Origin of the sequence: Crocosphaera sp. XPORK-15E (genome assembly GCF_034931425.1) — a bacterium.
Classification (GTDB): Bacteria; Cyanobacteriota; Cyanobacteriia; order Cyanobacteriales; family Microcystaceae; genus UHCC-0190.
On record NZ_JAYGHQ010000001.1, the window covers coordinates 211,738 to 237,502 of the forward strand.

Annotated in this window: 21 protein-coding genes; 12 read left to right on the forward strand and 9 right to left on the reverse strand. The window is 37.1% G+C overall.

Going from position 1 to position 25,765, the window contains the following annotated elements; genetic code table 11:
- Positions 1 to 8 precede the first annotated feature (8 nt).
- The 7 genes from VB691_RS01055 to VB691_RS01085 all read left to right on the forward strand — a co-directional run bounded on the left by VB691_RS01055 (position 9) and on the right by VB691_RS01085 (position 10,174).
- The gene (locus VB691_RS01055) at positions 9 to 1,145 is read left to right on the forward strand and encodes a peptidylprolyl isomerase (protein WP_323289600.1); all 1,137 of its coding nucleotides are present in this window, start codon (positions 9 to 11) and stop codon (positions 1,143 to 1,145) included.
- A 111-nt stretch (positions 1,146 to 1,256) separates the two neighbouring features.
- Positions 1,257 to 2,357: a 4-hydroxyphenylpyruvate dioxygenase gene (gene hppD / locus VB691_RS01060; protein WP_323289601.1), complete on the forward strand. Its 1,101-nt coding sequence runs from the start codon at positions 1,257 to 1,259 to the stop codon at positions 2,355 to 2,357.
- Between the two features lie 278 nt (positions 2,358 to 2,635).
- Positions 2,636 to 3,850 (forward strand): response regulator, encoded by a 1,215-nt coding sequence (locus VB691_RS01065; RefSeq protein WP_323289602.1) that lies wholly within the window; start codon positions 2,636 to 2,638, stop codon positions 3,848 to 3,850.
- Between the two features lie 54 nt (positions 3,851 to 3,904).
- A complete protein-coding gene (locus VB691_RS01070) occupies positions 3,905 to 4,273 on the forward strand; it encodes a response regulator (RefSeq protein WP_323289603.1) in 369 nt (122 codons plus the stop codon).
- Between the two features lie 8 nt (positions 4,274 to 4,281).
- The gene (locus tag VB691_RS01075; RefSeq protein WP_323289604.1) at positions 4,282 to 4,749 is read left to right on the forward strand and encodes a chemotaxis protein CheW; all 468 of its coding nucleotides are present in this window, start codon (positions 4,282 to 4,284) and stop codon (positions 4,747 to 4,749) included.
- Between the two features lie 77 nt (positions 4,750 to 4,826).
- Complete coding sequence (locus VB691_RS01080; protein WP_323289605.1) at positions 4,827 to 7,391, forward strand: methyl-accepting chemotaxis protein; 2,565 nt, start codon at positions 4,827 to 4,829, stop codon at positions 7,389 to 7,391.
- A gap of 41 nt (positions 7,392 to 7,432) precedes the next feature.
- On the forward strand, positions 7,433 to 10,174 hold the full coding sequence (locus VB691_RS01085; protein ID WP_323289606.1) for a hybrid sensor histidine kinase/response regulator: 2,742 nt from the start codon (positions 7,433 to 7,435) through the stop codon (positions 10,172 to 10,174).
- Here VB691_RS01085 and VB691_RS01090 read toward each other — a convergent pair.
- On the reverse strand, positions 10,171 to 10,632 hold the full coding sequence (locus tag VB691_RS01090) for an SRPBCC family protein (protein WP_323289607.1): 462 nt from the start codon (positions 10,630 to 10,632) through the stop codon (positions 10,171 to 10,173). The two genes, VB691_RS01085 and VB691_RS01090, sit on opposite strands and share 4 nt — an antisense overlap.
- Positions 10,633 to 11,096: 464 nt before the next feature.
- Between VB691_RS01090 and pckA the strand changes: the two genes are divergently transcribed.
- Entirely contained in the window at positions 11,097 to 12,812 is a 1,716-nt protein-coding gene (pckA, locus tag VB691_RS01095; protein WP_323289608.1) for a phosphoenolpyruvate carboxykinase (ATP), read from the forward strand.
- 36 nt (positions 12,813 to 12,848) lie between these two features.
- Here pckA and VB691_RS01100 read toward each other — a convergent pair whose 3' ends face one another.
- Positions 12,849 to 13,235, reverse strand: coding sequence for a hypothetical protein (locus VB691_RS01100; RefSeq protein ID WP_323289609.1), 387 nt, complete (start codon positions 13,233 to 13,235; stop codon positions 12,849 to 12,851).
- A gap of 110 nt (positions 13,236 to 13,345) precedes the next feature.
- Here VB691_RS01100 and dapB point away from each other — a divergent pair, with 110 nt between their 5' ends.
- Positions 13,346 to 14,179, forward strand: coding sequence for a 4-hydroxy-tetrahydrodipicolinate reductase (gene dapB / locus VB691_RS01105; RefSeq protein ID WP_323289610.1), 834 nt, complete (start codon positions 13,346 to 13,348; stop codon positions 14,177 to 14,179).
- 174 nt (positions 14,180 to 14,353) lie between these two features.
- Here dapB and VB691_RS01110 read toward each other — a convergent pair whose 3' ends face one another.
- Both VB691_RS01110 and petH read right to left on the reverse strand, forming a co-directional pair.
- Complete coding sequence (locus tag VB691_RS01110; RefSeq protein ID WP_323289611.1) at positions 14,354 to 15,733, reverse strand: carotenoid oxygenase family protein; 1,380 nt, start codon at positions 15,731 to 15,733, stop codon at positions 14,354 to 14,356.
- Positions 15,734 to 15,831: 98 nt separating this feature from the next.
- On the reverse strand, positions 15,832 to 17,052 hold the full coding sequence (petH, locus tag VB691_RS01115) for a ferredoxin--NADP reductase (protein WP_323289612.1): 1,221 nt from the start codon (positions 17,050 to 17,052) through the stop codon (positions 15,832 to 15,834).
- 793 nt (positions 17,053 to 17,845) lie between these two features.
- Here petH and VB691_RS01120 point away from each other — a divergent pair.
- Both VB691_RS01120 and VB691_RS01125 read left to right on the forward strand, forming a co-directional pair.
- A complete protein-coding gene (locus tag VB691_RS01120; RefSeq protein ID WP_323289613.1) occupies positions 17,846 to 18,844 on the forward strand; it encodes a phosphoribulokinase in 999 nt (332 codons plus the stop codon).
- A 118-nt stretch (positions 18,845 to 18,962) separates the two neighbouring features.
- Positions 18,963 to 19,199 (forward strand): hypothetical protein, encoded by a 237-nt coding sequence (locus VB691_RS01125; RefSeq protein ID WP_323289614.1) that lies wholly within the window; start codon positions 18,963 to 18,965, stop codon positions 19,197 to 19,199.
- A 146-nt stretch (positions 19,200 to 19,345) separates the two neighbouring features.
- Here the strand turns inward: VB691_RS01125 and VB691_RS01130 are convergent, their stop codons facing one another.
- From VB691_RS01130 to hpf, 3 genes are all read right to left on the reverse strand, one after another.
- Complete coding sequence (locus tag VB691_RS01130) at positions 19,346 to 19,612, reverse strand: hypothetical protein (RefSeq protein WP_323289615.1); 267 nt, start codon at positions 19,610 to 19,612, stop codon at positions 19,346 to 19,348.
- Between the two features lie 159 nt (positions 19,613 to 19,771).
- Positions 19,772 to 21,631, reverse strand: a complete 1,860-nt coding sequence (gene ilvB, locus VB691_RS01135; protein ID WP_323289616.1) for a biosynthetic-type acetolactate synthase large subunit — start codon at positions 21,629 to 21,631, stop codon at positions 19,772 to 19,774.
- Between the two features lie 189 nt (positions 21,632 to 21,820).
- Positions 21,821 to 22,420 carry a ribosome hibernation-promoting factor, HPF/YfiA family gene (gene hpf / locus VB691_RS01140; RefSeq protein ID WP_323289617.1) on the reverse strand — a complete coding sequence of 200 codons (600 nt, stop codon included), beginning with the start codon at positions 22,418 to 22,420 and terminating at the stop codon, positions 21,821 to 21,823.
- A gap of 338 nt (positions 22,421 to 22,758) precedes the next feature.
- Here hpf and lipB point away from each other — a divergent pair, with 338 nt between their 5' ends.
- Entirely contained in the window at positions 22,759 to 23,439 is a 681-nt protein-coding gene (lipB, locus tag VB691_RS01145; RefSeq protein WP_323289618.1) for a lipoyl(octanoyl) transferase LipB, read from the forward strand.
- A 46-nt stretch (positions 23,440 to 23,485) separates the two neighbouring features.
- On the opposite strand, the gene VB691_RS01150 is transcribed toward lipB, so the two are convergent.
- Complete coding sequence (locus VB691_RS01150) at positions 23,486 to 23,803, reverse strand: 2Fe-2S iron-sulfur cluster-binding protein (protein WP_323289619.1); 318 nt, start codon at positions 23,801 to 23,803, stop codon at positions 23,486 to 23,488.
- A 167-nt stretch (positions 23,804 to 23,970) separates the two neighbouring features.
- Positions 23,971 to 25,671, reverse strand: coding sequence for a mechanosensitive ion channel family protein (locus tag VB691_RS01155; RefSeq protein WP_323289620.1), 1,701 nt, complete (start codon positions 25,669 to 25,671; stop codon positions 23,971 to 23,973).
- Positions 25,672 to 25,765 lie beyond the last annotated feature (94 nt).

Below are 25,765 nucleotides of genomic sequence, written 5' to 3' on the forward strand. Positions count from 1 at the left end.
GAGTAAAAATGAAACTAAAACAAAGTTTTTGGTCCCAAATCTCCACAAAAGTTGAATATTTGTGGAAAAGAAGTATGGTCATGCTCATCGTCATGACCCTATCTATTAGTTTGTGTGGGGCAACCTGGAGCCAACAAAACGCAAATTCGATGTTAATTAGCGTTTTAGCTCAGGGAAACGCCATCACTGACCCCAATGCTATTTTGCGCTATGCCTTACCCATTGATAACGAACCTATTCGTAAAGTACAAGCGGCGATCGAAGATATTTCTAATCATCTTCGGGGTAAGCGTTGGCCACCCATTGAAAAAGATGTAAAGACGGCTTCGTTTTTATTAACCTTACGGACTGGGCAAATTCTGGAAAGCGTTCCGAGCGATCGCCAACCCCAAGCAAAAATTCTCCTGGAAAACATTAAAACAGGTGTTACAGAACTTCAAGAGGCGGTAGATAATAAAGAGAGGGAAGCGGTTGGGTCAAAACGACGGGTTATCCTCAACCAAATTACTGATCTTGAAGATTTGATGGTAGAAGGGTTCCCCTTTGAAGTGCCTGGGGAATATGCTGACTTACCTCAGTTAAAAGGACGGGCTACCGTAGAAATTGAAACCACCAAAGGTAATCTTACCCTAGTGCTAGATGGTTACAGTGCGCCTATTAATGCGGGAAACTTTGTGGACTTAGTTCAACGGGGTTTCTACGATGATTTACCCTTTATTCGCTCAGGGGATGATTTTGTCGTACAAGCGGGCGATCCCCCAGGAGAAGATGCCGGATTTATTGACCCGAAAACGGGAGAATATCGAGCAATTCCTTTAGAAATTTTAGTAAGAGGGGAGCAAGAACCAATTTATGGCACAACCCTTGAAGATTTGGGCATTTATTTACCTGATTTAGTCCTGCCATTTAATGCTTATGGGGCCGTTGCTTTAGCCCGTCCCAGTTTAGATCCCAATGGCGGATCATCACAATTTTTCTTCTTTAAGTTTGATAATGAATTAACGCCTCCTGGCTTTAACTTAATGGATGGTCGTTATTCTGTCTTTGGCTATGTGGTTGATGGTAAAGAGGTGTTGGAAACTATCACAGACAAGGATAAAATCATTTCCGCTAAAGTGATAGATGGGTTAGATAATTTAGTCTAGCTATCTAGTAGCAAAAATTGTGACATCCTACCCAACTAACTGCAAGCAGTATAGTTGGGGCTTCCCTCCTCTCACACTTAACTTTAACAAATCTGTAAATCTATAATTTATATGCGTATCGACCATGTTCATTTTTACGTCAAAGATGGGAATCAATGGAAAAATTGGTTTATCAATGTAATGGGGTTTCAGTCCATTGCAACAGGGCAAAATGAACACACTCATACAGAAATTGTGGGCAGTTGCAACAAGGCTAATTCAATCATTTTTATCCTTTCTTCTGCTTTATTAAAGAGTAGTCCCGTCGCTCAATTTTTACAAAAACATCCTTCTGGGGTTGCTGATGTCGCTCTCAGGGTGAATAATTTAGCTGCTATTATGGAACGAGTAAAGGGTCATAGTGGCATTATTCAACAACCAATTCAAGAGCAAAAGTTACCCCAAGGAGCTTTAAAATGGAGTCAGATTATTAGTCATTCTGGGTTAGTTCATACCTTGATTGAACGTCAGGGAAAAACCCCCATTCTCCCTGATTATTCTCTCAAAGAAAATTGTGACATATTACCTCAGCAAAATGATTTTTTAGCCATTGATCATGTCGTTTTAAATGTAGCATCTGGAGAGTTACAAACTACCGCTAATTGGTATGAAAATGTATTAGGATTTGAAAAAAAGCAGACCTTTACCATTGAAACCCCACAGTCTGGTTTATATTCTCAAGTCATGGTTCACCCCATGAGTGATCTGAAGATACCCATTAATGAACCCTTATCTAATAATTCTCAAATTCAAGAGTTTTTAGAGGTTAATAATGGCGCAGGTATTCAACATATTGCCTTAAGAACTAATAAAATTATTCAAGTAACTGCTCAATTACGTTTAGCAGGACTCAAATTTTTAAATGTGCCAAAGACTTATTATGATAGTTTATTTAATAAACAATTAATTTTGAATTTTTCTATCGATGAATGGCACAATATAATTAAACAAAATATCTTGTTAGATCAAGAGAAAAACTTGAGCAATAATAACTTAGAGATTCCTCTATTACTCCAAATTTTTACAAAACCAATTTTTGAAAAACCGACCTTCTTTTTTGAAATAATTGAACGAAGAAAACAAGCTAAAGGATTTGGTGAAGGTAATTTTAGAGCTTTATTTGAAGCTATTGAAAGAGAACAAATGAAACGAGGAACTTTTAAAATTTATTGAGCAAAATAACCTGATCAAGTAATGAATAGATACAGCATTTTTATGCACAAAAATGTTAAATATAAGTTAAATAAAGGTTAATTTTAAGTTAAATTATTTTCTTATTTCAGTATCTATTATTATCAGCATAAATATCTTATTTAGTCAATCAGAAAATTTAAGGAAAAGGATAAATACACTTAGATAAATTTACAGAAATATAATGATGTAACTTATCGCTTAATTTTTGTAGAGTATAACTAACCCATAAGTTGTTCTCTTCTTTTCTTTCAAATTTTATGATAAAGAGTCTGCCTTCTAAAACCGAATGGTTACAAAGACTTATAAAATCAGGTAATCATTCAGGTTGTTTAAGAGTTACTCATCCCGAAGATCATTCTATCACCTGGGAATTGTATTTTAAGGGAAATACTTTACACTATGCAACCAGTAGAATTGGCCAAAAAGAGAGATTAGTTTGTCTTTGGCATTATTATATTCGAGATTTTACACCTCCAACCTCATTATTTGAGGTAGCAGACTATGAAAGAATAACCCATTGGTGGCAGTCAAAACAATTACCTTTCTCTCAATTAAAACATCTTCTTTTTCAATTTACTGAGGAAGCTTTAGCTCAAGTTTTAACTATCGAGAAACCGATCATTGAATTTTTACCAGATCATCAAATTCTCTCTCCCATGATTAATTTTTCTTGGGAGACAATTTTAGAAAGTGCTAATATCAGAAGTCAAGCTTGGCAACAATTATCGATTAATTCCATTACTCCCTTTAATCGACTTTATCTTCATCCTGATAAAACTTGTAAATTTTATCAGTTTTGGAGACAGCAGAAGATATCAAAACAGCATCAAATTCCCCGAATTTCTTTTTGGTTGCTTAATTTTGCACAAAAGAAGTGTATTTATGAATTAGCAAAGGAAAGAGGGATTTTACCGTTGACTTTTTTGGAAGATTTTCATGAGCTTTTGCAAGAAAATATTATTGATATTTTACCCTTTTCTAGCAATGACAATGATTCTTTAAATCATCAAAGTCAACCCTCATCAATTCAAACCAAAAAAAAATCATCATCTACTCCTATTGTTGCTTGTATTGATGATAGTCGTACTGTACAGCGACATATTCAAAAAACTCTTGAGTTTGCTGGTTATAAAACCTTGAGTTTAACAGATCCAACCTTGTGTTTAACAACATTAGGACGTTATCAACCTGTTTTAATTTTAATGGATATTAATATGCCTCAAATTAATGGCTATGAACTCTGCCAAATTTTGCAAAAATCAAGTAAATTACGAGAAATTCCTATCATAATGTTAACAGGGAGAGAAGGAATTATTGATCGAGTTAGAGCTAAATTAATTGGAGTCGATCACTACTTAACGAAACCCTGTGACCCCAAAGAATTAATTGAAGTTATTCAGAGTTTAGCACCTCAAAAATCAGTCAATATACCGAGGCAAAATATGAATAAATATACTTTAATAAGGAATTAGAGTAATCAAGATAGTTAGTATTTTACTGAGTTTTTTTGTTAAAGAGGTAATTTCATGAAAACCATTTTAGTCGTTGAAGATGTTCATTCCGAAAGAAAATTAATTTCTGCATTATTAACCCATGCAGGATTCACAACAGCCGTCGCTTCCAATGCAAAATATGCTTGGGAATGGCTAGAAAATAATGCTTTTCCTGATTTAATTTTGTTAGACATTATTATGCCTGAAGAAACAGGTTTAGAACTTTGTCGAAAAATTCGTAATAATCCCAATTGGAAGAATATTCCTATTGTATTTTGTAGCTCAAAATCAGAAGAATTTGATCGGTTTTGGGCTTTACGCCAAGGGGGTAATGACTATATTACTAAACCTTTTGCTCCTCAGCATTTAATTAATACTGTTTCCCATTATGTTCAGGCTTAAGTAACATCATGAAACAAGATTATTTTGGAGTTGAATTATCCCAGTCTGTACAGTTAGCACTACCTTTAGAAAATATTGGCACAGTGATACGAATTAACCCAGATAATATCTGTTTTGTTCCTGGGGTTTCTCCTAGTTTATTAGGGGTTATTAATCATCAAGGATCATTGCTATGGATATTAGATACTCATCGGTTTTTAAACCTAGAATCTGACTTTTGTAGTTTCCAAAAATCCTTAACAGCAATCATTTTAAAATCCTCTATTACAGGAACTCGTAAAAAAGTTGCTTTAGTGGTCAAAAAATTGCAAGGAGTTTTAACTTTAAAGACGAAATCAGAGTCATTATCATCTGATCATTTACTTTGGCAATGTCAATCTTTTTTCAAAAAGATAATTGTTGAAAATCATACCCCAATTGGTATTGTAGATCCTGACATGATGTTTCAAGTGCTGCAAACACCCATTAATCAATAATGGCAATTTTTAAACTTTAATCTTGCTATTTTTCTTAAATTCTTAGCAACATATATCGCAAAAAATGGATACCAATTATGCTAGATTTTCACAAATTTTCGTCTTCTTCTTCCAAAGAATCCCTCAATGCTGACACTTTAGATTCATCTAAGATTACCAATACTGATGACTGCCTTAATAAAATTTTATCTGCCAGTAATTTAGAAAAATCAGGAGATATTATTGGGGCAATATCTCTTTATCAAGAAGTCATTAAAACCGATAAAAATGGCACTTATAAAGCTATAGCAGAAAAGGCATTAGAAACCCTGAAGGAAAGCAAAAGCTTAGTTAGTGATACAGAGCATATTACTGAAAATAGTTCCTTAAAAACAATCAAGACTATCCCATTTTATCAACGCCTATTAAAGAGATTTTATGACCTACCAATTCAAACAAAACAGTTAGCTGTTTTATTGACATCAGAAATCGTAGCAATTGTTGGATTAGTTGGAGTTGGCAGTATTTTAATTGTTACTAATGGGCAATTTCAACTGATAAACCAAGCTAAATCTGAATTAAAAGTTGCTGAAATCAATTATAACTTAAAATTAGATCAGATGGAGCTTTCATTTAATGGTCAAGCTAATAATGTTGCCATTATAGAAGCAGCAGAAAAAGGAAAAGCTGATGGGACAGTTCTTAATATTTTAGCCAATGAAATTTGGAAGCAAAAAATAGAATTTTCTACCTTAGTTAATCGCCAAGGGATGACAATTGCAACAGGAAATATTAAGGTTAATCAACGTTCATTTGACCCCCAAGGATTAGTAACTCAAGCTTTAAAATCAGGAAGACAAAGTAAAATAACAGAAAGTATTTCTTATGACGAATTAGCCAAAGAAAATGATTATTTTGCCAAAATGCTTGCCCAAGATCTTGGTCTAGATCCTAGCAGTAAACCTAATTTTTTAATTCGTTATACAATCACTCCAGTTAGGAATGGAAAAGCGGAGATTGTTGGAGCTTTAATCTCTGGAGATATTGTTAAACCGCCAATTGTTAACAATACAGTAACTGCTTTTAATAGTGGTTATAGTGGGGTTTATTTATACAAAGAAAATGGTAATTTTAGTTTAGCAACATCTCAATTGATCAGCCCTCAAGGAAAGCTCAGAGAAAATCCCATCTTACCCAATAATAAGTTACTTCAAAAAGCAATTGATGCTCAAGGAAAAGTGATAACTGGTAATATTAGTATTGATAATCAACAATATACAATCGCAGCTAAAGCATTATTTAATGCAGTGGGTGAACCGATTGGAGTATTACTAAGAGGAACTTCTCATTATGCTTTAAATAGTTTAATTATGCAGAGTTTAGGACTTCAAACTATCAGTGCATTATTGGCAATATGTGTTAGTATTATTTTAGCTAAATTATTAGGAAAAGCCGTTCTTAATCCCCTGAAAAAATTAAGACAAATAACCGCAGAATTTTCTTCAGGTAATCGTCAGATAAGAGCAGAAAACTTTGCCAATGACGAAATGGGAGAATTAGCCAATACTTTTAATACTATGGCTGATAGTATTGTTACTTCTGAAGCAGAATTAGCTAACTATGCTCAACAACAAGAAGCTGAGGCAGAAAAACAACGGAAAGCGAGAGAAAATCTTCAACAAGAAGTTATCCAAATGCTCTTAGATATTGAAGAAGCACAGAAAGGAAATTTAACTGTTGAAGCTAAAGTAACTGAGGGGGTTGTCGGTTCCGTTGCTGATGCTTTTAACACCACAATTCGCAGTCTTCGTCAATTAGTTTCTCAAGTGCAAATGGTGTCTTCTCAAGTGAATTATCTTGTCTTAGAAGAAGAAACAGAAATTCAGAATCTTTCTCAGGCAGCTATTAATCAAGCACAAGAAATTAATCAGGTTTTTCAAGATGTTGCTGATATTAATACTTCGATTCAAAATGTGGCAAATTCTACCCAAGAAGCCGCCAAAATTGCTCAAGTTGTGCGCCAACAAGCACAAGAAGGTGATATTGCTATGCTCCATACAGTTAATAGTATTCAAAAAATTCGTTCATCGGTGGCAGGAACAGCTAAAAAACTGAAACAATTAGCAGAATCTTCTCAAGAAATTTCCCAAATTGTCACCATTATTTCTTCAATTTCTGAAAAGACAAATGTCTTAGCTTTTAATGCGTCTATTGAAGCGGCCCGTGCTGGAGAACATGGAGATGGATTTCGTGCAGTTGCTGAAGAAGTAAGTCGTTTAGCAGTGAAAGTAACAGATGCAACTCAAGATATTCAACATCTGGTTGAAACCATTCAAGAAGACACATCGAAAGTGTTAGAAGATATGGAAAATAGTACCGCCGAAGTAGTCACTGGAACCCAATTGATTCGCCAAACTCAAGAAATTCTTCAAAGTTTAGCAATTACTAGCGAACATATTGATGAATATTTGCAGAATATTACCAGTAATACTACGGCTCAAACCCATGCTTCTCAACAAATTAATCACAAAATTAAAGGAGTTGCTATGATTTCTCAACAGACTTCTATCCAAGCTGAAAATATGGTGACTTCTCTTCAGAGTTTAGTAGAAAAAATTACAGTTCTACAAGCTTCTGTTGCTCAGTTTCGTTTGCAGTCTTAATTAATTTTTGGTTATTATTCCCATTAAAATAGGTAAAAAATATGAATTTTGAGTTAGATGAAATCACCCTTGCAGCTATGACTCAAGAAGCCCGTCAGTGCTTTTTAGATGAAGAGTCTTCTGAATATTTATACATTTTAGAACAAGAGATCAAAAAGGGCAATAAAAATGCTGATTTTGACCAATTATTAAGAGCCGCTCATTCTTTAAAAGGAGGTGCAGGAATTGCTCAATTGTCAACTTTAAGAGAATTAGCTCATCAGTTAGAAGATCTACTTGAAGTGCTTAAAAGACAACCCAATTATAACAATGAAGAAGGCTGGATGTTGTTAGAATGGATCGTTAATGAAGTGGCATTTTTATTAAATAAAGCCCGCACTGTTCAAGAAGTTTTTACTGACCCTCAATTATTACAAAGATTAGGGGATTTTTTGACTTTACCTGCTCAAATAAATGGGACACAAGATATTCAACAAATTGTTGATAAAAGCTCTTTTCTTAAATTAGCTTTAGAACAGGATCTAGAGGCTTGTTTTTCTCGAATTGAGCAATTATCTCCTCAAGATTCACCAGAAGAAATTAAGGAGAGTTTAATTAATTTCTATAATGAATGTTTGCTCTTAGGAGAAACCTTAGATCTTCCTTGGCTTTTAGAAACAATTGAACCATTAGAACACATTTTAGATAAAGTTTCCTCCCTTTACATTTTAGAAATTGTCAAACAGATAATCATTGAATTCCGAATGGATTATCATAATTTATTTTCAGAAGTTGTTCCCCTTGATGAAATGTCTTTAGAAAATGAAAATATATCTTTATTGTCTGACTTTAATCAGGAAATTGATGATATTCTTGTCAAAGAAACAATGATTTTAAAATCAGAAGAATTAAGTTTGCAAGATGAAATAAACTTCTTGCAAAATACGCCCACAAATGTCATTGAAGAAGAATCAATTTCTGCTTCTCAATTACGAATTCCTTTGGGAAAATTGGAGACAATGACGAATCAAGTTGAAGAATTATTAGTCACCAGAGAAAGGCTACGTCTTCGACAACAACAGTTAGCTCAAGTTACTCGAAAAATCAGACAAATTTCTCGTCAACTTGAACCCATTCAAGAGCAAGTACAAACTTTTTATAATCAATTAGCTATCACTCCTGTTGCTATTTCATTAAGTTCCGATCAAAATTTTGATTCATTAGAATTAGATAGTTATACAGAAATTCATAGCAGCTTACAAAGCTTTCAAGAATTAATGCTTCAAGTTCAAGAAAATCATGCAGATCTGAATTTAATTAATCAAGATTTTTCTGATAATTTAGATACAGTTGACAGTAATCTTGATGCTCTTTATACCAATCTTACAGAGTCCAGACTGGTTCCCTTTGGACTGATAGCCAAAAGATTTATTCCCCAAATTCAATCCCTTAATCGTCGATATAATAAATTAGTTGACTTCTCAATTCAAGGCGAAAATGTCTTAATTGATCAAGTTTTATTAGAACAATTACAAAACCCCTTAACTCATTTAATTAATAATGCTTTTGATCATGGCATAGAATCTGTATCAGAACGATTATCTCACCATAAGTCAGAAACAGCTAAAATTGTTCTCAAAGCCAGTATAGATAATCATCAATTGGAAATCAATTTGAGTGATGATGGACAAGGAATTGATGTCTATAAAGTTTATCAAAGAGCTAAAAATAAAGGTTTAGTTTCTTCAAAAATGACCTTCGATCAACTCGATGCAGAAACTATCCTAAAGTTGATTTTTCAGCCTAATTTTTCAACAGTAGAAACAGTTAGCGAGTTATCAGGCCGAGGGGTTGGTTTAGATCTTGTTCGCAATAAAATTCAAAGACTAAGGGGAACGATTGATGTTACAAATAATCCAGGACAGGGAACAACATTTACCTTAAAAATACCCCTGAATTTAAGCTTTATTTCCTTATTTTTAGTGCAGTGGCAACATCGTCTTTTAGCCATTCCAACTTCTAGTGTTTTAGAAACAATTCCTGTATCTGATTTCCTTTGGTTAGATACAGATTCTCCCATGATAAAATGGCGTAATCAATCGATTCCAGTCATTCATTTGTCTGAATTATTATCGGATTATAAAGCTAATGAATGCTCTATTAAATCTCAAATAGGTCTTGTTTTAGAAAGTTCTAGCAGTCCTTTAATGGTGACAGTAGATACCTTAATTAGTGAGGAGCAATTAATTGTTAAACCTTTTGATGATACTGTTGCTATTCCTAGCTATTTAGTCGGTTGTACAATTTTAGGTGGTGGGGAAATTGTTCCAGTAATTTTACCTCAAGCATTTACTGTTTCATCTCGTCTAAAAAACCCCTTAGAAATACAGAATAACTCCCCAGTAATTTCCAAAAATTATCAAACAATTTTAATCGCTGAAGACTCAGTAGCTACCCGACGTTTATTAGAAAGAATTCTCGATCAATTAGGGTTTAATATTATTGTTTGTCGAGATGGACAAGAAGCATTAGAAAAATTGCAACTTCATCAAGGTAGAATAGATTTGATTATTTCTGATATTGAAATGCCTCGACTTAATGGGTTTGAATTACTAGAAAAAATTCGCTCTCATGAAAGTTGGTCAAACATTCCTGTTGTTATGGCCACGTCTCGTACTGGCCAACATCATCGACAAAAAGGACAAGAATTAGGCGCAAATGCGTATTTAGGAAAGCCAATTCTTCCTAAAGTTTTGCTTAATACGATTGAACCCTTACTCAATCTTTCATCCTCAGATAACTAGGAACATTCTAGCTGATAAAGTTCTTCAGCTACCTGTTTTAATCGTCTTAATTGTGCTTTCATATCGCTTTTTGTCCAAGGGGCTGCAAATTGATTAAATCCCCAACTAATTAAGGGATTAGGAATTTCAAATTGAAATCGATTAATTAATTTTGTTCCCTGGGATGTCGGTTGACATTCCCAGCGATCGCGTCCTTTAAAAAACCCATTAAATTGCCAAACAATTAAACCTGGTTCACGTTCAATAACATTACTAATTAGAGTAGGATTAATTAGAGGAATTTTAATAATAAAACGACTTCTCCCCCCAATTTCTGTACTCCATTCTCTGATCGGTTCACATTTTAATACAGGGTTTAACCAGCGGTGCATTAAATCTAGATCGATGATACAACGTTCAACAATTGTGGCACTTGCATTAATAATAATTGTTTGTTCAAATACTTGGGAAGATGACATAAATGATAACGTCGTTGAGAATCACAAAGGGGGACATATTTAACAATAGCTTAACATTAACTGTCAATTGCTTCAATAATTCTTTGAAAATAATTATAATAAAATCACCTATAATATCTTTAAAAACATTAATTTTTGTAAAGAATTTAGTCAATTATTGAAAGAATCAAATAAACTGATAGTGAGACAAAGAATCATCTAAGGAGACACTCTAAAAATTTCTAACTATGTTGAAAGAATGAGAAGCTATTCAAACTCATGACCGAGCTAAAATGAAAGAAATTATTTCCCTTGGTTTTTGATTAGCGCGGGTTTTCTGATTAGTTTTAGAGTATATTCTCAGCCGTTATTGTGCATAAAGTTATGATAACTAAAAAGCCAATTACTGGATTAATGATGAATTTTAGTTGATAATTAATAATCAAAAAATAAGGTGAGACTGACTCACTGTGGAGGTCTTAGGAATGGTTAATCTTGGCTCCCCGAAAAGTGCTTTTTCTTCCCATAATTTACTAAGTTCTTATCCCCTTACTCATAACACAGAAGCTCTCGAAAATTATCGAACAACAAATGAGAGTGAAGAAGCCTTAATTCGTCCGACCTATGGTTTAGAAAGCTTGGGAATTTATAATGTAGGTTGGGTCTATAGAAATTTGTCCGTTGCTCAATTAGTTGAACACGCTATTATGCGAGGAGAAGGAACCCTTGCTGATAATGGGGCATTAATTGTTGAAACTGGAAAATATACGGGACGTTCTCCCAAAGATCGTTTTATTGTTCGAGAGTCAAGTAGTCAAGATGAAATTGACTGGAATCAACACAATGTTCCAATTTATGAAGATAAATTTAACCAACTTTATCTCAAAGTAATTGCCTACCTTCAAGGTAAAGATATCTATATTTTTGATGGATATGTTGGGGCCGATAATAATTATCGTTGCGGGGTTCGTATAATTAATGAATTAGCATCACAAAACTTATTTGCTCATCAATTATTTATCCGACCTTCCCCCCAAGAATTAAACAATCATCAAGCAGATTTTACCGTTATTTCTGTTCCAGGATTACACGGAAATCCTGAAATAGATGGCATTCATAGCGAAGCCTTTATTGTGGTTCATCTACAAAAAAAATTAGTGATTATTGGGGGTTCTCGCTATGCGGGAGAAATCAAAAAATCTGTCTTTTTAATGATGAATTATTTCATGACAAAGCGCAATGTTTTACCCATGCACTGCGCCGCTAATATTGATAAACACGCCCATACTACCCTATTTTTTGGTTTATCTGGTACGGGAAAAACTACCCTCTCTGCTGACCCTGATTGTAGTTTAATTGGGGATGATGAACATGGTTGGTCAACTAACGGAATTTTTAATTTTGAAGGCGGATGTTACGCCAAAACTATTCGTTTATCCCAAGAAAATGAACCTCAAATTTGGGCAGCTATTCGCTTTGGAACTTTACTAGAAAACGTTATTTTTGAGCCAGAAACTCAAATTCCTGACTATGATGATGGTCGTTTAACAGAAAATACCAGGGCCGCTTATCCCTTACTTTATATTCCTAATTGTTCAACCTGGGGAGTGGGTAGTCATCCCAAAACTATCTTTTTCTTAACAGCAGATGCTTTTGGGGTTTTACCTCCCATTGCTAAGTTAACTAAAGACCAAGCAATGTATCATTTCCTAGCAGGATATACCAGTAAATTAGCAGGAACTGAACGGGATATTCATGCACCTCAAGCGACTTTTTCCGCTTGTTTTGGTCAATGTTTCTTCCCCTTGTCACCGCTAGTTTATGCCAAGATGTTAGGGGAACGTTTAGAACAACAGGAGGATACACAAGTCTTCTTAATTAATACGGGTTGGTCAGGAGGCCCTTATGGGGTAGGACATCGTATTTCTATTAAGCATACAAGGGCTATGGTAGCTGCTGCTTTGAATGGACAATTAAATACAGTTAACTATCATTCTCATCCCATTTTTAAAGTCTTAATTCCTGAACATATTGTTGGGGTTCCTGATAAAATTCTTGACCCTGAAAATACTTGGCCTGATCAAGAAGCTTATCAACAACAAGCCCTAGAATTAGCCCACTTATTTGAACAGAATTTCCAACAATTTAAGGAAGTTCCTCCCGAAATTATTGCCGCAGGGCCGGTTCCTATTCTTCCCTGACTTTTCCTTAAGTTAGAGACGTTTTCTGCAACGTCTCTACAGGGTTTTAAAGGCTAAAAAGGCAAGAACACAGCCAATTAGGGTAACAACAATTCCACTTACCCTAATATAGCGTTCTAAGAATTCATCAGACCATGTTAGGACAAAGTTAACCCATTGGGGAAACAGTAAATAAAGAACACATTTTAAAGTAACTAACCAGCCCAAAATAGTAATAATTACCTGCCAATTAGGAACCCAAAGATTATGTCCCATAATCACAATTAAACCCAAAGGCAAGAACAAAATTGACCAGAATATTAGCCAGATTGGTTGTTTGAGAAGTTCTTTTATCAAATCTTTCCAAATCGTATTTTGTATGGCGTAGGAGAGGCCGACTACAACCAAGAAACTAGCAACAACTCGTTCAATTATTAATTCCATTGCAACCTCCAGAAAAATAATATATAGATTGGCTCATTATCTTTCTACTTCTATGATAGCTTTTATTGATATAATTAATTTTGGGCGTATTATCAGGATTAAGTAAACAGATGACAGTTGAATCTCCAATTCCGGTGGTTGTTAATGGGGCCGGTGGTAAAATGGGCCGTGAAGTCATTAAAGCCGTCTCCCAAGCAGAAGATATGATGTTAGTGGGGGCAGTAGATCGTAACCCCAAGTATCGCGGTCAAGATGTGGGAGAAATTGCCGGATGTGGCCCTTTAGAGATTCCAATTGTCGATGATCTCCAGAGTATTTTAGTCATCGCTACCCAAGAAAAGGTACAGGGTGTTATGGTAGATTTTACCCATCCTGACGGCGTTTATGAAAACGTCAGAAGTGCGATCGCCTATGGGGTGCGTCCGGTGGTAGGAACCACAGGTTTAAGCGATAAGCAATTACAAGAATTAGCCGAATTTGCCGAAAAAGCCAGTACCGGATGTTTAATTATTCCTAATTTTTCTATTGGTATGGTTTTGTTACAACAAGCAGCCGTACAAGCGTCCCAATACTTTGATCATGTAGAAATTATTGAACTCCATCATAATCAAAAAGCAGATGCACCGAGTGGAACCGCGATTAAAACCGCCCAAATGTTATCAGGTTTAGGGAAAACCTATAACCCTGCTTCTGTGAAAGAAACAGAAACCGTGACGGGGGCCAGAGGGGGTTTAGTCGCAGATAATATTAGGATTCATAGTGTGCGTTTACCAGGATTAATTGCCCATCAAGAAGTGATTTTTGGGGCCCAAGGAGAAATTTATACCCTACGTCATGATACGAGCGATCGCTCTTGTTATATGGCGGGTGTGCTTTTATCAATTCGTAAAGTCACTCAATTACAATCTTTGGTTTATGGGTTAGAAAAAATTATGGCTTTTTAAGCTTTTACTCAGATCTTGCACCTGATCCAAAAATCGGATTTTTTTAGCTTTTTGGTGTTGGTGCAAGATCTAAATTTTAGGGCTAGTTTTTTATCGGAGAAACATATTCAGGCGGGTTTATTTAACTTATTTGTGATAATCAAAGGTTTTTGATTATCAACTAAATTTCTCCCATTATTGAGCTAACCACATCCCATGAAACCCATAGGGAACCCTTTGTGGAATCAGTATTCTGGCCACAGGTGATGAGGTAAAATCTTGAGCATCAATAATTACTAATTCTGAACTATTAGACTTTTCATCATGAAGAAAAGTAAGCAACCATCCTGCATCAGAGTTTGTTCCATTGGGGTTAGGGGCAAAAACTGCTTCTCCTCCATATTTTTGAGTTCCAAAATCATGAATTTGCCAGTCACCTTTGTCAAAATCATGCTTAATAATACCATCAAACAGAGGATAAGGAGAATCTGCCATTTTTCCTGAATAACCGTAACGGGTTTTACGTCCTAAATACTGTTCATTGACGCGAGGAAATTCTGAGGGAACATCACATAAAAGTTGTTCTTTTACTTTACCTGTTCCTAGATGAAAACGCCACTCATAAAGACGAGGAATGTCCGATTCAATCTCCTTATTTGTTGGTTGTCCTAAGACTGTTGTAGAATTCATTCGACAAGCAATTAAGACAATTTCTTCTCCTTCTTCATAAGCATTTAAAGTATGAAAAATATAACAAGGGGAAGTTTCAAACCAACGAATATTTTGATTATTTCCTTGTCTGGGAAGAATGCCAAAACGAGCAGAAATTTCAGGTTCAAATTGTAACGCAGGTTGACCTTTTTGTAGTCTTTCAGGTCGAAAAGTTAGAGGAAGATCTAGGAAAATTGTATAGTTAGAAGTAATAGCAAAATCGTGCATCATTACTCCTATTGGTAAATCAATGGGAACCGTCCATAATAACTTTCCTTGAGGAGAAATTAACCCATACTGTAAGTAGGGAGGTTCCGCAATAGAATAACCAAAAAAGATCATTTCTCCGGTGATCGGATCAACTTTAGGATGAGCCGTAAAGGGAGAAATTAACTTATTATCATAGTTATAAGGGCCAATGGTTTCTAAGGTGGGAATAGTTAAAGCGTGGGGTTCACCCCCTTCCCAAAGTGCCAGGAGTTGCTCTGCATGGTAAACTAAAGCCGTGTTAGCAGTGTTTTTTGAGGGGCCATAAGGATTATCCATTTGTGGGGGTTCTAATAGTCCTGTCCACAGGGTTTTTTTAGCTTCATTTTCTAACTGAAACCCACGAGTACGAACATAGCGGTTTAGATAGGATGCTTTTCCCTCTTTAATCTGAACTCCATGCAACATTCCATCTCCATCAAACCAATGATAATTGCCGATGGGTTTAAATTGAGGATTAGGGCCATTTCGCAAAAAAATTCCGGTTAAATTTTCAGGAATTTCGCCAATTACTTTTAAATTATAGGCATTAATTTCGTTAGTAACAGGGGCAAAGTTTCCTGAAAGATAGGGATTTGTTTCGACAGTTGCAGTCATAATCAAATTTTAATTCTAGGTCTATTTTATATTATATAAGTTTGTAAAAGAATAGGGTGAGCAAAGCCCACCCTATAAGTTTGGTATAACGCTGAAATTTAGTAAACTTCAACGTGCCAACGATGTTCTTTTTTCAGTTGCTTAACGAAGTCAGACCATTCTACACCCTGTTTAGCAGCAAAAGGACTTAAGCCCTCCTCAATACCGCTTTCCATACCTTTGAGTCCACACATATAGAGGTGTGTCTTAGGATCTTGTAATAAGTTCCATAACTTCTCCGCTTGTTCAGCCACCCGATGTTGAATATACATCCGGCCACCTTCAGCGTTGTTTTGTTCCCGACTAATAGCATAGGTTAACTCAAAGTTATCAGGATAATCACTTTGAATCTGTTCTAACTTTTCTTTGTAGAGAATATTAGCAGTGAAAGGAACACCAAAAATTAACCAAGACTTCCCTTTGAACTTGTAATCTTCATGCTTTTCAAAGAACATCCGCCATAAGAAAGCACGGAAAGGGGCAATTCCTGTTCCAGTGGCCAGCATGACGATGTTAGCATCTTCTTCATCAGGGAGTAACATTTCTTTACCCACTGGCCCAGTAATGGCAACATCTGCCCCAACTTCAAGATGACAGAGATGGGTAGAACAAACCCCATAAACCGTTTCTTTTGTTTCAGGATGCTCATATTCTAACTGACGAACACACAAAGAAACAGTCTTATCATCGCCTTTATCACCATGACGGGTAGAAGCGATGGAGTAAAGTCTCAATTTATGAGGTTTGCCATTTTCATCGGTTCCAGGGGGAACAATACCGATACTTTGTCCTTCAACATAGTGTAAATCCCCTTGAGAAAGGTCAAAGGTTAAATGTTGAACAATACCGCTTCCGCCCTCGGCTACCAAGGGATAATTTTCTAAACATTTACCAATATAAGGGTCTTTGGGACGGTAAATATTGACAGGGACTTCTACCTTAGTTTGAGTCATAGGTTTACGTTTTTCTTCTGTTGGGTTGCTTTGCGGTGGTTGAGCGACTTCAACTTGACTTTGACGGGTGGGGGCAACTTTTAACGGTGTATCAGCATCTAGGGGCTTAATACTGACAATTCGACCTCCCATGCGCGTAATTCGACGCATTTCTTGATTCATTCGCTGGTAAGGGACTGTGAGCAAAACACTCCCACTGCGACGAATTGGATAATCGAGACTGTCGTTATCCGTACTCTGACTTAACCCCACCACTTCATAGACAAACAAACGGTTTCCATAAGCTGTTGTGTTGCCTGAAGTTGTCGCTACGCCTGGACTGTACATGATTTATATATCTCCTAACTCTCATTAAATATAATGACCGCCTTATTTAGCCTACCATCGGGTGGTAATCTTCCATACACAGTCATCAGGGAGAGCAGAGAAACCATAATTCAGACCAGGATGTGAATAGAGCTTAACGAATTTCCAGGAAAAAATCTGTTAACCTTGCGTCAGTTTTAGATTTTTTTCGGAAAAATCTCCCTCAATTTTCTCAACCAATCAAAGGATAGTTGTGACCAAAAACCTGTAGGATCATTAAAGAGTTAGATCGGCAACTTTAGTGTGAAGTCTTGTGAAGGGGAATATCATTCTGGTAAAATCCATTGTCAGTATTTAGTATCAAATACTTAACTTGGATCTTGCTAGGTTCTTGTCAGTCCCAAGGTTTCTGGCTTAATAATCCGTCTTTTCCCACGGGGGAGATGGTTTTATGAGAGCCGGAGTAACCTGCAAGCTCATAATTAATGCTCCACTTGTGGGAGACTTTAAGGATATGGTGTGGCATAAAGTATGTACTCGCCAGATTCACAGGAAGCCCCAAACCCCCTATCTCGGACTAATAAGATATGGTAAGTGGGACTGATAGTAATTACACTCCTTGGGACACAGGGAGTCTGCCTCGGAGACAGGGAACTGTTTCGCCAGTTAGTACCATTTCGGTGAGTAAAACCTGCGGACGCTGAGTAAGACCAAGACAAGACTTGTTTTGTGGAGGCTTCGGCGGTTGAAAGAGGAAGCCCCCGATTTATCGGCGGGTATGTCACCAATTCAGTTTTGCATTTAGAGGGAAGCTATGACCACTCAGTCAGACCGCGTGGTTCTTATTGCGGTTGCCGGAGACTCCGGTTGCGGTAAATCAACTTTTTTACGTCGTTTAACCGATTTATTTGGTGAAGAATTTATGACGGTCATCTGTCTAGATGACTATCATAGTTTAGATCGCAAGGGAAGAAAGCAAGCAGGGGTTACTGCTTTGAATCCTCAAGCGAATAATTTTGATCTGATGTATGAGCAAATTAAAGCCCTTAAATCAGGTCAAGCCATTGATAAACCCATTTATAATCATGAAACAGGAGAAATTGATCCTCCTGAACGCATTGAACCCAATAAAGTTGTGGTCATTGAAGGGTTACATCCTTTATTTGATGAACGGGTTCGTGCCTTAGCTGACTTCAGTGTCTATCTTGACATCAGCGATGAAGTTAAAATTAACTGGAAAATTCAACGGGATATGGCAGAAAGAGGTCACACCTATGAAGATGTGTTAGCCTCTATTAATGCTAGAAAACCTGATTTTACCGCCTACATTGAACCTCAAAAACAATACGCTGATGTGGTAATTCAGGTCTTACCCACTCAACTCATAGAAGATCACGAAAGCAAGCTTTTACGAGTGCGTTTAGTTCAAAAAGAAGGTGTGCTTAACTTTGAACCAGCTTATCTCTTTGATGAAGGGTCTACCATTGATTGGCGGCCTTGTGGTCGTAAGTTAACTTGTGCCTATCCTGGTATTAAGATGTACTACGGCCCTGACAATTTTATGGGTAATGAAGTCTCTATGTTGGAAGTGGATGGCCAATTCGATAATCTTGAAGAAATGATCTATATCGAAAGTCATCTAAGTAAAACTGGAACTAAATATTATGGTGAAATGACTGAACTTTTACTTCACCATAAAGATTATCCAGGTTCTGAGAATGGAACTGGTTTATTCCAAGTTTTGGTCGGCCTCAAAATGAGAGAAACCTATGAAAAGTTAATCGCATCTGAGAAAATTCCGGCTCAAGTTTAGTTCTCAACTTGAACTCATCTAAAAACCGTGGGAAAATCATGTTTTTCTCACGATTTTTTTGTCAAAAAAATAAATGATTGCGTTATAATTTAGTCGTTATTGGTGAGAGGGTTTCCTGATGCGAGTTTGGATCAGTGCTGTTTTTGTGTTGTTTGTCTTAGTACAGCTTTATCAATGGATCAAAGGGTTTATTTTGCCCTTACCCATTTATGTCTTAGCGGGGTCTTTTTTAGCGATCGCCTCTAATTATGAAAAAGGCCTAGGTACTTTGCTAAAATCTGCCTCCCTACAAAATCAAGCCCTATCTTCTGGGACAAGTTTAACTGACAATACTTCGGGATCTGATTCTCAATAATTTCGATAACTTGTTAAGGATTAGGGAAAAAAGCGATTTTAGCAACAGCCCCTAACAAAGTTAAGAATAAACCTGATATCAACAACTAAATTCGGTTAAGTGGTCGGACATAAATAAGCGTAGGGTGGGCATTGCCCACCAAAAGGCTAAAACGCTGATCTAGAGATTATTGTGGGCAATGCCCACCCTACAAGTTGTATTCGTTTAATTATGTCCGACCACTTATCTTGCTTTTCCGATTGTTTTTTGAGATCATCAAGATTTTGTTTGATAGAATTAAGTTTTTCATCGGTTTTTGCTATGTAAATATCTATTTTTTTGTCCACTGTCTTTAATTCATTGCTTAAATCGTCAAAACGGTTATTGATTAAGTCCTTTAGTTCTCTGAGATCATTATCTGTTACTGTTGACATTGTGTTATCCTCCTGTTAGATTACTATATCTTTATGAATCATCTTTAATAAAAAGTTTTGATTAATTATTCATGAAACGCTATACGCTATATAAATTTTACAACAAAAAAACCCTTTCTCATGATAAGAAAGGGTGCAGGAGATGCGAAAAAATCAAACTTAAAGCTTAGTGCCACATTCGGGACAAAACTTATTCGTCGTCGCATTTTTAGCCCCACAATGACTACAATAAATCAGTTCCAGGGCTGATACATGGGTTTTCCGTTCTGGTAAACCAATCATTTGAGCATTGCTCTTGCCAGGGGCAACCATTGGATAACAATTTTCATCCCGTTTAACATGAACATCAACCAACACCGGCCCGTCATAAGCTAACATTTCAGCAATTCCTGCTGAGAGTTGAGAATGTTCTGTAATGGTGATCCCTTTGACCCCAAAAGCTTTCGCTAATAGCTCAAAATCTGGCATTCCAGTTTGCATATTAGAAGAAGAATAACGCTCTCCGTAAAACGCTTGTTGCCATTGACGAACCATTCCTTGCCAACCATTATTAAGAATAATAGTTTTCGCATTGATTCCATATTGGGCCAAAGTCGCTAATTCCTGGAGGTTCATCTGAAAACTGGCATCTCCACTAATACAGATGACTTCTTCTTCCGGTAAGGCAACCTTGGCCCCCATAGCAGCAGGCATTCCATAACCCATAGTGCCTAAACCACCGCTAGAAATCCAACGACGGGGGCCATTCTTCAAGAATTGAGCAGCCCACATCTGATGTTGTCCCACATCAGTCGTATAGTAAGCATGGGGGGCTTGACGGCCCACTTCTACCACCACCTCTTGAGGAGAAATCATACCCTCATAATGAGGCGCAGTCAGGGGATATTCTTCGCGCCAACGGTTGATCCGGTTTAACCAAGGTTGGTTTTTTTCCGTGGTTAAAGGAAGATCAATTTCTCGGGCCCGTTGTAATAACTGTTCTAATACCTGACGGACATCTCCCACAATAGGAACATCAGGGACGCGATTTTTGCCAACTTCAGCCGGGTCAATATCAATATGAATGACTTTGGCATGGGAAGCAAATTCATCTAATTTCCCCGTAACCCGATCATCAAATCTGGCCCCAACGGCAATTAATAAATCACATTCACTCACAGCAAAGTTAGCATAAGCCGTCCCGTGCATTCCCAACATTCCGACAGATAGGGAGTGATGTTCATCAAAGGCCCCAAGGCCCATTAGGGTTGTGGTGACGGGAAGTTGAAACCGTTCGGCCATTTCCAGCACTTGAGCATGGGCATTAGCGGCGATCGCTCCCCCTCCCACATATAGTAAGGGACGCTCACACTCTTCGATCAGGTCTAAAGCGGCATTAATTTGACGGGGGTTGCCTTTCACCGTGGGACGATAGCCTGGTAGCCTCACTTGGCCAGGTTCAACAGGAATATAGTCACATTCTTCGAGGCCCACATCTTTTGGCACATCAATTAAAACGGGCCCAGGTCGTCCTGTACTAGCAATATGGAAAGCCTCAGCCACAATTCTGGCCATATCTTCCGCGTTGCGTACTACATAGGAATGTTTGACTAGGGGTAAAGTAATGCCAAAAATATCCGTTTCCTGGAAAGCATCACTACCAATGGAAGCTCGTCCCACTTGACCCGTAACAATTACCATGGGAATGGAGTCAAGATGGGCAGTGGCAATGCCCGTTACTAAATTCGTTGCCCCGGGCCCAGAGGTGCCAAAACAGACCCCTACTTTACCCGTGGCGCGGGCGTAACCATCAGCGGCATGGGCCGCCCCCTGTTCATGTCTGACCAGGAAATGCTGAATATCTCCCCTTGCTTCAGCCCGGTATAATTCATCGTAAATGGGTAGGATCGCTCCTCCTGGATAGCCAAAGATGTGCTTAACGCCGTGACGCACTAAGCTATCGATCAAGGCAAAAGCACCAGTCTGGCGTTGGGGAGTTTCGGCTAAAGGTGAAGTTATTTTCTCAATTGAAGAAACCACAGGGCATCTCGTCTCACTACGTATATGTTTATATTTTAGCTTCCCTGCGAGAAGCCCCGCCAAAGGGTGTATGCCATAGTCCCCTACAAAAACGGAATTGATCCCAGATGGTGGGCGCAAAACTTGCGCCCACCATGTAACATCTACGAACTTATTTCCCGAAAAGTTTGCTCTATTTCATCCTAAAAATTAGGAATGTTCGTTACCATTTTCATTAGGTTCACGGGGTTGAATAACACCAAATCCTCCATGATTTCGCATATAGATCACATTGATTTCATTGGTGTCTTGATTACAGAACATATAGAAGTCATGATCGACTAATTGTAGTTGCTGTTTCGCTTCTTCAATGGACATCGGTGGCATGGCAAAATATTTCATCCGTACCACTTCAGGGGGCAATTCTGGCTGGCGATCGCCGATTAAATCCCCATCAATTTCTTTCCCAGGAATCACTTCTGCCATTTTCGCCAAAGGCTGAGCTTTATGATCGCTAATTCTTTCTTTATATTTACGAAGCTGACGGACAATTTTATCAGACACTAAATCAATGCTTGCGTAGAGACTTTCACTCCCTTCTTGAGCGCGAATTACGGTACCATTGGCATAAACGGTTACTTCTGCTTTATGCTTATCAGAAATGCGAGCATTCCGCTCCACTGATAAATGAACATCAACCTTAGTGGTTAAGGTTTGATAGTGTTTAACCGCTTTCTCTAGCTTTTGCTGCACGTAATCATGAATTGCTTCCGTGACATCAATATTATTGCCTTGAATTAAAAGCTTCATACTCAATACTCCATTCTCAGTTTCATTGTTGTAAAATTCAAAGAGCAAAAAAAAGGAAATGTGATTCCCTACCCTAGGAGAAACTTTGATCTGCTAACCAGATTGACTCAATAACATAAGAAATCCCCAACTTTAGTAATTCCCTGGTTAACTAGGAGAGGGATCTGCTAGAAAAAAACTATATTTGGCGGCGTTTCTTTCAAAAGCTTTCTCCAGTGCAAACTATTTATACTTTTAGCCTAACACTTTGTATTCTCCTAAACATACCTCTTTGATTTCTTTTCATGTTCCTTTGCATCTCTTTATATTTCTTAATAATTTAAGAATTAACTTAACCAATGACTCGATTAACCCTAACCCCCAATAGACAACGGCAATGTCTGCTTCAAGTCCTAGGAATCACGCCCTATCAAGTCGCCTGGGAGAAACAGCGATCGCTAGTTGACCAGAGAATTGCCGATCCGAGTTTAGATGATATTTTACTACTTTTAGAGCATCCGCCCGTTTATACTTTAGGAACGGGTGCAGATGTAAAGTTTCTTAAATTTGACCCTGTAACTGCCCCTTGGGAAGTCCATCGTATTGAAAGGGGAGGGGAAGTCACCTATCATTGTCCTGGTCAATTAGTGGGTTATCCTATTCTTAATTTACATCATTATCAACCAGATTTACATTGGTATTTAAGACAACTGGAAGAAGTGATTATTCGGGTGCTAAAAACTTATCAACTTCCAGGGGAAAGAATAGAAGGTTTAACCGGAGTTTGGGTAGATGGATCTAAAGTTGCCGCCATAGGAATTAAAGTTAAACGTTGGATCACAATGCACGGATTTTCTCTCAATGTTTGCCCTGATTTAACTGGTTTTCAAGCCATTGTTCCCTGTGGCATTCCAGACAAACCTGTGGGGAGTTTAGCCCAATTTATTCCTGATCTTCAAGTAGAAGATATTCGCCAAAAGATTGCTGAGGAATTTTCCCAAGTTTTTCAGGTAAAATTGATTAAAATCGCCTCACTCTAAAGCCTGGGATTATACAAACAAAGCCCGCCTTTGCGGGCTTTGCCTTTTAAAATATTTCTTCTTCTTGATAAGTTAAAATAGTACAGTTAGAAGTCGGATAAGCCGCACAGGTAAGAACATAACCCGCATCTACTAAAGGATATCCTAAAAATTGAACCGCTTGGGCTGTTTGTTGGACGGTTCCTTCTAAAACTTTTCCCGTGCATACGGTACAAGCAGCAGCACAGCAACAAGCAGGAAGATCCATTCCCTGTTCTTTGGCCTTATCGAGAATAACTTGATCCTCAGCCACCATAATTGTCTGTTTTGTCTGATTATTCGGGTTGATCAAGGTGACAGAAAACTCTTTTTGGTGATTATTCATATTTATTACGATCCTTCACTGGATATTGGATAACAGCAGGATTGACCCATCTATCCCTAGAGTTCCCAAAACTGGGGAGCAAGTTAACAATCACTGTTAATGAGTTTGTAGTAAGCCTTTTAAGGCTGATTTCTAGGGCTAAAGCCCCAACTACGAACTAAGATAAATTAATCATCAATTTTCTTGACTTGATCTTGAGGATTAGAATTCTGAGAATTTTTATCTAACCAAGTTGCTAAACTATCAGATAACTTAGCCAGAGATTCTATTAAATCAGGGGAAATATTTTGGGGTAGCTCACTAGCTCGGATGTGTAAGTCTTGTTGGGGGAAAGGTATTTCAATTCCTTCCTCTCGAAATTTCGTATCAAGTTGGAAATAAAGATCACTTTTAATCTGAAATTGTTTATAAGGTTTACTGATCCAAACTAATAAACTAAAATTGAGAGAACTATCACCAAATTCGATAAAAAAGACTTGAGGCGAAGGCATTGATAAGACTTCCCGATGACTTTTAGCAGTTTCAATTAAGACTTGTTTGACATTCTCTAAATCAGAACCATAGGCTACACCAACGGGAATTTTCAAGCGGGAAATTGGACTATAATGACTCCAATTAATCACCTCTGATTCTAAGAATCGAGAATTAGGTAAAATGACCGAAACTTGATCTAAAGTTCTTATTTCCGTACTGCGGACACCAATACGTTCTACAGTTCCCATTAATCCACTAACTTCAACAAAATCACCAATCTGAATTGGTCGTTCAAAAATTAAGACTAAACCACTGACAAATTCTTTAGCAATTCCTTGAAGTCCTAGGCCAATTCCTACCCCTAAAACACTGGCAAAAACTGTTAAGGAACTAAGATCAAGTCCCCAAACTTGTAATACTACAATAGTGCCTAAAAAAATGAGAGTATAATTAACAATTAAAGCGGTGGTATCTTGTACCCCTCGGTTTAATCCAGTGGCACTCAATAACTTGGATTTAAGAATACGACTAACGGTTTGAGTCAAGAGAACCAAACCGACTAATAATCCTGCTAAAATAAAGAAATCAAGCACTGAATATCTATCATTTCCTAGGGGAAAGATATCTGTGATCAAACTAACTTTTAGAATTTCAATAACATCTTGACTCCATTCTCTTGTTTGAGGGAAAAGGTGACTAATATAGAACAAAGAACAAATCCAAATAATGCCACGAATTACGATTAAGAGTATCAAAAATCCCAGATTAATCTTGGAAGAAGTTGTCTGAGGAATTGCTGTTAATGGTTGGGTAGAAGGAGGAGTTAAAGATGGACTGGTTGCCCCATCTTTTTTCTCTGATGGCTTCAGAAATCTTTGCCAAAATACTCCCAATTTCCAGGAGATAATAAAAGTAATAAAAAGAACTACTATAGCAATAATAGTAGACTTGATTAAATATTGGGGTGTGCGTTCATATTCGGCTTTTCTAATAGATATTTCTAAGATGTTTTTCCATAGTATAGCTTGTTCCTGTAAAGTACGACCTGTCGGCACATCATTTGAGGTGACAGAAATTAAATAAGCTCCTTGAATTTGAATCACAGGAACATCTTTAGTCGTATCAAGATTTACGGTAATAGGTGGTTGGTTTTGAGCGAGAATTTTTTGCAGTTGATTATTAGCATCATTCGCTCTTCTTTCAGCCGTATATTGACCTGATTCACTCACATAAAAGAGGGTTCTTCCTTCTAGGATAATGGGTGCTGTTGGCTTTTCTTGTGCTAAAATTGGCATGATTAAGCCTGTGACTGCCAGAGTCATTAATAAAACTAAAAGCCAGGCGATCACAGAGTTAAAGATAGGCCAAAGATGACGATTTGTGGGAAACAACATGAACAATAATAATGAGCCATTAATTAATATTATAACATTCGCCTCATACTTATGTTATAAGTATGATATATTAGTTTAATATTTTCTACCCCAC